This window comes from Segatella sinensis (assembly GCF_040095255.1).
GTDB lineage: Bacteria > Bacteroidota > Bacteroidia > Bacteroidales > Bacteroidaceae > Prevotella > Prevotella sinensis.
Genome location: NZ_JBBNGE010000089.1, coordinates 1 through 7,078, shown reverse-complemented (window position 1 = coordinate 7,078; position 7,078 = coordinate 1). Strand labels below are relative to the sequence as shown.

The window sequence follows — 7,078 nt, the reverse complement described above, 5'->3', positions numbered from 1 at the left end:
AAGATGGCGGAATCGTAGCTTCCCTCTATCTCGTTGTAACTGATATGATCTACGATGATGGTGGCTTTCTGCTCCAGAATCAGGCGGTTTACCCTAGCTTTGGAACTTCTGACTCAAAGCTGGTTTTGTTATAGCTTGGTTTAATAGAAATAATCTATTTGAAGTCTAATGTTATTCTGGATTTATTAAATTATATGGCTTAATAGTATTGTTCCATACTATTTTGTCTTCATTTAAAATGCCTATAACACCTAACATTTTATCGTATGATTCATTGATAGTTCCTTTGATAACAAAATCTAAACTTGCCCATTTATCAATAATTTCAGGAAATATTGCAAGATTAATTTCGTCAGGATTATTGCTTTTGACGCTTTTATACAAAAAGCCATCTGCCATAAAACGAACTTTCTTTCCAGTTTCATCTTGCGGCTTATGAAAACGATTTCGTCTCATATAGCTTGCATATAGTGCTGTAAAATTGTATTTTCCTATTCCTTTTCGCTCAGATGTTAGTTTTTCAGACAAAATAGATAACAATTTAGTAGAGTCATTGTATCCTTTGCTTGTGACTTGCTGAATTAGACCTGCAACTTTTTTGTTTGTAACTAATTCTTGTTCAGAAAAAATACGATACATCGTCAGTTGGGCCTCTTTAGGTATAAACCATCTTGATAAATAAAAATCTTGATTTTGTCCAATACCACATTCTTTTATGGCAGTATAAGGGTATAATGCTCCATAGAACATGGATTCTCCTTGCATATTTAGCCGATTTATTTTAGGATTGAGACTTTGAGGTTTATATGAAAAAGAACTTGGTATTTGTTCATTCACACTCCTATCTGCAATCCTAACTCTGAAAAATTGCAAAGACTCCTCTATTGGCTCGCAAGCTATTATAGGAAGTTTTCTGAATATTTTATCATATACTCCATAACACTCATTTAATAGTGTTGGGGTAAGTTGCTCAATTTCCTTAATTGTTTTTTCTAATTGCAAATTGTCCATAATGCATATCATTTTTCCAATAAATCCTCTATTTTTATATCCTTCAACTCAGAATTTGCATTAAATACATTCTGCATCATATTCAACCAACAAGTCTTATAATATATAGGGTTGCATTCAAGAGTCCAAAGTTCGTTAATGTCATCAGCAAGAGCTTCGTCTGGGTGACTTAACAAAGCGATTACTTCATCCTTGCTATCATATAGACGTTTCAAAATTTGTGGAACAGCATGGTCGAAATGATGCGTTCCGATTTCTGTTACTTGTCCACCTGCTGTAAAAAAATCACGGATGTTGGAGCAGATGAGGGCTTGGCGGCTACAGAGCCACAAGGCAGCACGTTTGTACTTGGTTTTTCCTTGATTGCTAAATAGTTCAGGAAAGAGAATAAACATACGAACAGTAATCTGCTTCTTTTCTTCAAGTGAAAGGTCGTTCAAGAATCGAATGGTCATTGGTACGGATGCTTCAGATTCCTCATCACCTATCCACCATGGCATTTCATAGCCTTCTTTGGCTGTTGAGCGGAAGTATGTTCTTACCTTTTGTATTTTCTCTTTTTCTTCAAGGATGCGGAAAGAATTATAGTCGATTTTCATCTTTTGGAAGATGTTCTCACGTTTCTTCTCTTCCAACTCCATGTCTATCTGATAGCGAGGCTGAAGGGTGAGAGATATATTGTCCAAACAATCCTCGTATGGCTTGCAACGGAATTCAGCAAAGTCTCCTCCCAATTTTGCAAACAACATATAAATCATCGAAACATCTTCTATGCGAGTAGATTCCACGATGCTACTACCTACAGACTTCCATGTGTCGCTTGCGGTAGTTTTTACCTCTACGCCATAGTATTGCTCTGCTTGAATGTCTGGGAACTTAGCACCCGAAACCAACTTGATTTCTTCTGGGCGGAAAGGAGTTTGCGGGGCAACCTCATGCAAGGCTTTCGTGAGTTGTTTATAAATGCGCGAAAAATATAAGAAAGGCAAAAAAAGTTCTTCTTTCTCAGTTTTTCTGTGTATTTTCGCGACATAAATTAACGTAGATAAATATGAAAAAAGTATCAAGTGACATTAAGTGGTTTTGTGACCAATTGCGAGAGGCAGAACAAATTCTGTCAAATGCGTTAGAAAAGGCAGAGGATTTTTCTGACTATGATAAGCAATTAGTGGATAGAATTGAGTCAGATGTCCAAATGGTGGACCTCACTTTATTGCAATTACTTTCTCCCATAGCTCCACAGTGAGCTATGGGTAATTATAGTAAAAAGCAATTATCATTATGGTATTTAAGGTATTTCAAATGTTGTTCTTCAAGTTTTACCAAATGCAAATTGTTTGTTAGTCCAATGGTTTCCCTATCAAACTTATCTAACAGTCTGGAATACATAATCTTTCCTTTTGAGTTGAAAGAAATATAGCCCAAATCAAATAGTTTGTCATAATTTGGGAGTAAAAGCAAACCATTATAGGGATCCAATCGTTCTTGGTTGTCCGCATCCCTCCAAGGCTTGATGTGAGAAGCGATGAGCATCCACGTTAAAGGACATTGACTAATAGCGCAACCATGCCAATATTCAATTAGTCCCTTTCTAAATATTCCTTGTCCTATTCGAGATTTCACAATTGAATCCTTTTCCGTCATCTTGATAGTGTTGTCATTTTCTACAGCTTTGATTTCTGTAATGATGGAATCAGCAATACGTTTGTGGTAATCAGAATTGATGAAAGCTAGGAATTTATTTAATCCTGCTCTAAAATCAGACTGACTTTTCTTGCTGGTATAAACAGAACGTTCTTGGCGTTTGAAATCTTCTTGTCGCAAAATTTCGTCGATTTTTTCTTTTGTTAGCGTCTCATCCAAAGAATAGTCGTGTGCCAAGAACTTCATTCTTGTCACATAATCGCCACTTGTTTTCTTGGCAATTCCTCCAAACTTCACCATATAATGGTAAAAGTCTGCTTGCAAATCAGTATATTTCTCTAAGTTCGACATATTCTTTAGTTTTATGTTTTATTGATTAAGTAGCGATGACTTGCTTCATCCAATAGTAAAGCTTGCCACGGGTCTCTTCTGATGGTTCGTCCCCCTCTCGTTTCTTACCATAGTCATCCTTGTCTGAGTTGAATCCCTTGCGCTTCCCTGCCACGCTGAAATCTTGGCAAGGAAATCCACCAGTTACTACTTCAATGTTTTTTGGAAAAATATCAGCGCCTTGCTTATGCATTTTTACTAAATCTACGATACTGATGTTATGGTACATTTCGGGTTGATACCCGAAGCGAGACATATAGGTAGTCCATGCCACTTCAGCTTCATTGAGTATGTCATTGGCAAAGACAGTTTTAAACTTTATCTTTTTCTGCATCACCCAATTCTTGTTGATGGCGTGGTCGATATATAGACTGTCTTGTGGAAAAGATTTGCGATTGGCAATGAACATACCCTCAAATCCCAAGTCCATTCCTCCACAGCCAGAGAACAATGACAATACACGCAATTTTCCCTTTGTATCACGCATTTCGTCATGGTACACAATTGGAATCTGCGCCTCCTGTAACATATCAGATTGTTCAGGAGGAAGAACATATGGCTTTGTATCATTATATCTATTCATTATTTCTATTTTTTCCTAACTTTATATGCTACATATAATAATTTCTGCAAAGATAGTAAAAAAAATAAGAAAGAACAAAATAAATCAATAAATATTAGAGTTAAGTTATCTTTTATCGTAAAAACATATCTAAGCAACTTTCAATCTAGGATAAATCATGTTGAGCCAATCAGTATGGAATCTGCCATTGCTTTCGGCATTGGTAGGAGAGTTGTCAAGGAGAATCGCCTTGCTCTTGTCGGGCCATATAAACTGGTAGCGTTATGCTCTTTCTGACCTCACGCTATCAGAAAGATTCTGCTTGAGTTTCTCGAAATCTATGAGGTGCTTTGGCTGACCGCTTCTTTCATCCACGGTCTCCGTAACGCAGTCGGGAAACAGCTGCGCAATTTTCGTAATGTTGTTTAATTGTTATTTGGGGCAAAGATAATAAAAATAATGAGAAACGAAGTAATTCTTGGGGTTTTAACACAGATAATAGCGATAATAATTATTTCTCTTACTAAGAAACGGATGTAAAGTCTGTAAGTTTCATATGTCATCCAGTAGATTTCAAATGCGAATGGGGACATTTCACTTATTGCCTTACTAGGGCACAATATTGCTCCTAGGCGGGCATTTTTTTGCCGTCGAAAGATAAAGTCCGCTACGTCGAGAGAAAAATTTCAAAACGTCTATCAAAGCGGATTATCAATAGCAAGTCATCTTGACAAGAGTAATTGAACAAGAGCATCTGCATGTTGGTATTCCTTTTGAAATGGGATAAGACTATTCATAAAGGAATGAGTTTAGAAGGTTCAAAATGTATAAAAATAAAACGACCCGCACATTTGAGCATCGTTGAGAGGCTTGGCGGATTCTAGCTGGTACAAAGGTACGAAGACCACTTTGTGAGTTTGTGTTTTTTCCTCAATTGCACCATGCTGAGTGGTTATTTCCATTTTGGAAACAACCACGTCCCATTTCAAGGAGGAAATCTGTAATCTTGCTTGTCAAGGCCTTTTCTATATCCAATTCATTTTGCAATGCAACCATTCCTATGAACGAGAAATTGTAAGGGTCTTTAAATATGTAACGAGCCAGGTCTGACTGAATAGGTGGTAAGGTCTGTTCAAAATTATTAATTGCATGCCCTTTAGCATATATATATATACATTGTCTATTTAGAGGAGCATCACATCACGACTCCACCCATTCTATGCTGTTTCTGTTATATCGTAGGCACGTTGTGCCTCATCTTTCACCTTAGATAACAATGGAATGTGATGATACCAGAATATTTGTGCAAGCGGTACTTGTACATACTCTTTTCCTTCATTCTCTAATTCTGCAAGTGTCGCTTGCAGAATTAGAGAATGAAGGATTTTCAGATGCAAAACGTTTCAAATCAAAGAGACTATTTTTTTGCCCCATGTCAAGGTGAAAAATCTTTCTTCTCTAATTGGTCAGCAAGTTGCTGACTAATTTCTCTGTATATGGTAGGTACATGCTATAAAAATTCTTCATGCATAGAAGATTCAGAATTTGCAGCAAGTTGCTGCAATATTTTTTGAATAGCTTTGGATTGGACTTCTTCCATTTCTTGATGACATCTTCTGTACTCTTGGAAGTAATAATTGTATAAATCATAAACTCGCAAAATAATTGTCAATATCATCATGCGACTTCAATGTGATACATTGTCCACTATGAATTTCTTCTCTCGCTTTGTCAAGCTTCGCTTGCAAATCGGAAGTAATCGCATTAGTTGATGTGCTCATACCCTTTATTTTATTTTAAATTGCCATTTTGGGAGCAAAGGTAATAAAAAATAATGAGAATCGGAATGAATCTTTGGTTTTTAACACTGATAATTACGATTATTAAAGTTTCTTTTACAAAAAGCAGTGGATACAAAGTAAGTAAGATTCATGTGCGATCGAAATAGGCTTCATTCGCCATCGAAGCCTATTTCATTTGGAGCAGAAGGAATCTTTCTCTGCAACAAGTGCTATTTTTGTCAATACTTATAACCAAATTTTACATACTGGTAAACTTGGAATCTAGCAACGAAAATAGGGAGTTTTGAGCATCTCGAATTCTCTATTTTCTGCTTCTAATTAAGCGAATACCCTATAGTTGTACGACTATAAAGTTGTAGTCGTACGACTATATAGGCTATGGTTGTACAACTGTAGAGTTATAGTTGTACAACTACAGGGGTTATAGTCGTACAACTATAGAATTTCTATTTCAACGCTATTAACCTGCAAAACCATAATCATTTGATTATTAACACATTATAATTTTCTTCCATATTTTCAATATTCCCAAAGAAATAAGAATCGTTTGAAAATACGAGAATCTCAGCAAGGGAAATGTATAAAAATAAAACAACCCGCACACTTGAGCATCGTTGAGAGGCTTGGCGGGTACTCGTGCTGCAAAGGTACGAAGATTCTTCGAAGTTACTCCGCCCCCATCCGGTAATTCTTAGGCGACAATCCGGTATGCTTTTTAAAGAAGGTGCCGAAGGATGAGGCATTAGGGAAACTGAGATCACTGGCTATCTGCTGAATCGTCTTGTCCGTATTCTTCATCAGATAAATGCTGCGACGGATAATCGCCTTGAAAATCAACTGCTGAACCGTCTTGCCACATACCGACTTCACTATCACCGAAAGATACTTCGGAGTGAGACAAAGCTGGTCGGCATAAAAAGCTACCGTACGCTCACGCATGAAGTTCTCCTCTATCAGCTTCACCAACATCTCGAAAGTCTCTATCTTACGTCGCATCTCCTTACCTTCCTTCTGGAACGAAGCAGAAAAAATGCTGCAAAGACGATAGGTTACCGCCATCAGAAGCAGCTTCTGCTCATGCAAACTGTAAGTGTCATGCTTCTCCTTCTGCTCTAAATCCAAAAGCATCCGGGCATAAGAGGTCAGCATCTCCTCATATTCCGTATGAGCCACCGTGCACGACTGGGGATAGAGCGTAGAATAAAGCCGCATGCTGACTACGGTATTTCCCAGCATGTGGAGAATCTGTTCCACACGATAAAAAAGCAACGTGTATCGGAAGTCTGCAGAGACTTCCTGCACATGAAACAGGATTCCGGGAGAGAGAAAAACGGTCTCTCCCATAGATGCAACAAAGGAAGTTCCATCTACACAGAAACGGAACATCCCTTGATGGCAAATCACTATTCCCACATAGTCGGAATAGAAAGGTTGCATCAGAAAATGAGGAAATTCACTTGCCTCATATATGATTATATTGTCTGTTATCTCCATTTTAAAAAATTACTTTAGATGCGAAGATAACAAAAATATCAATTCCATCTGATAACAATCCCGATTATTTATGATATTTTAGCAGATTCCCAGCGCTTCGTAACTACTCAGCACCCCTATAGAAAACTTCTCGTTAATAAAGCATAAACTTGATTTTGCTTATTTTCTTCATCCT

At 37.3% G+C, this 7,078-nt stretch carries 7 protein-coding genes; 1 reads left to right on the top strand and 6 read right to left on the bottom strand.

The window, feature by feature from the left end:
* Positions 1–171 precede the first annotated feature (171 nt).
* Positions 172–1,011 carry an RES domain-containing protein gene (locus tag AAAT87_RS14795; RefSeq protein WP_349226848.1) on the bottom strand — a complete coding sequence of 280 codons (840 nt, stop codon included), beginning with the start codon at positions 1,009–1,011 and terminating at the stop codon, positions 172–174.
* 8 nt (positions 1,012–1,019) lie between these two features.
* Positions 1,020–1,952, bottom strand: a complete 933-nt coding sequence (locus AAAT87_RS14790; RefSeq protein ID WP_349226847.1) for a hypothetical protein — start codon at positions 1,950–1,952, stop codon at positions 1,020–1,022.
* 110 nt (positions 1,953–2,062) lie between these two features.
* On the opposite strand from AAAT87_RS14790, the gene AAAT87_RS14785 reads away from it, so the two are divergent.
* Entirely contained in the window at positions 2,063–2,257 is a 195-nt protein-coding gene (locus AAAT87_RS14785) for a hypothetical protein (RefSeq protein WP_296972829.1), read from the top strand.
* Between the two features lie 11 nt (positions 2,258–2,268).
* Here the strand turns inward: AAAT87_RS14785 and AAAT87_RS14780 are convergent, their stop codons facing one another.
* The 4 genes from AAAT87_RS14780 to AAAT87_RS14770 form a co-directional block, all read right to left on the bottom strand.
* On the bottom strand, positions 2,269–3,006 hold the full coding sequence (locus AAAT87_RS14780) for an HNH endonuclease (protein ID WP_349226846.1): 738 nt from the start codon (positions 3,004–3,006) through the stop codon (positions 2,269–2,271).
* A 25-nt stretch (positions 3,007–3,031) separates the two neighbouring features.
* Positions 3,032–3,532, bottom strand: coding sequence for a DNA cytosine methyltransferase (locus AAAT87_RS14775; RefSeq protein WP_349226845.1), 501 nt, complete (start codon positions 3,530–3,532; stop codon positions 3,032–3,034).
* A 1,005-nt stretch (positions 3,533–4,537) separates the two neighbouring features.
* Entirely contained in the window at positions 4,538–4,663 is a 126-nt protein-coding gene (locus AAAT87_RS15605) for a hypothetical protein (RefSeq protein WP_412458950.1), read from the bottom strand.
* 1,412 nt (positions 4,664–6,075) lie between these two features.
* The gene (locus tag AAAT87_RS14770; RefSeq protein WP_349226844.1) at positions 6,076–6,903 is read right to left on the bottom strand and encodes a helix-turn-helix domain-containing protein; all 828 of its coding nucleotides are present in this window, start codon (positions 6,901–6,903) and stop codon (positions 6,076–6,078) included.
* Positions 6,904–7,078: the final 175 nt, after the last annotated feature.

Coding starts and splice junctions, on each gene's coding strand:
- AAAT87_RS14775 (WP_349226845.1), bottom strand. CDS start 3,532: ATGCGTGATACAAAGGGAAAATTGCGTGTATTGTCATTGTTCTCTGGC.
- AAAT87_RS14770 (WP_349226844.1), bottom strand. CDS start 6,903: ATGGAGATAACAGACAATATAATCATATATGAGGCAAGTGAATTTCCT.
- AAAT87_RS14795 (WP_349226848.1), bottom strand. CDS start 1,011: ATGGACAATTTGCAATTAGAAAAAACAATTAAGGAAATTGAGCAACTT.
- AAAT87_RS15605 (WP_412458950.1), bottom strand. CDS start 4,663: ATGGTTGCATTGCAAAATGAATTGGATATAGAAAAGGCCTTGACAAGC.
- AAAT87_RS14785 (WP_296972829.1), top strand. CDS start 2,063: ATGAAAAAAGTATCAAGTGACATTAAGTGGTTTTGTGACCAATTGCGA.
- AAAT87_RS14780 (WP_349226846.1), bottom strand. CDS start 3,006: ATGTCGAACTTAGAGAAATATACTGATTTGCAAGCAGACTTTTACCAT.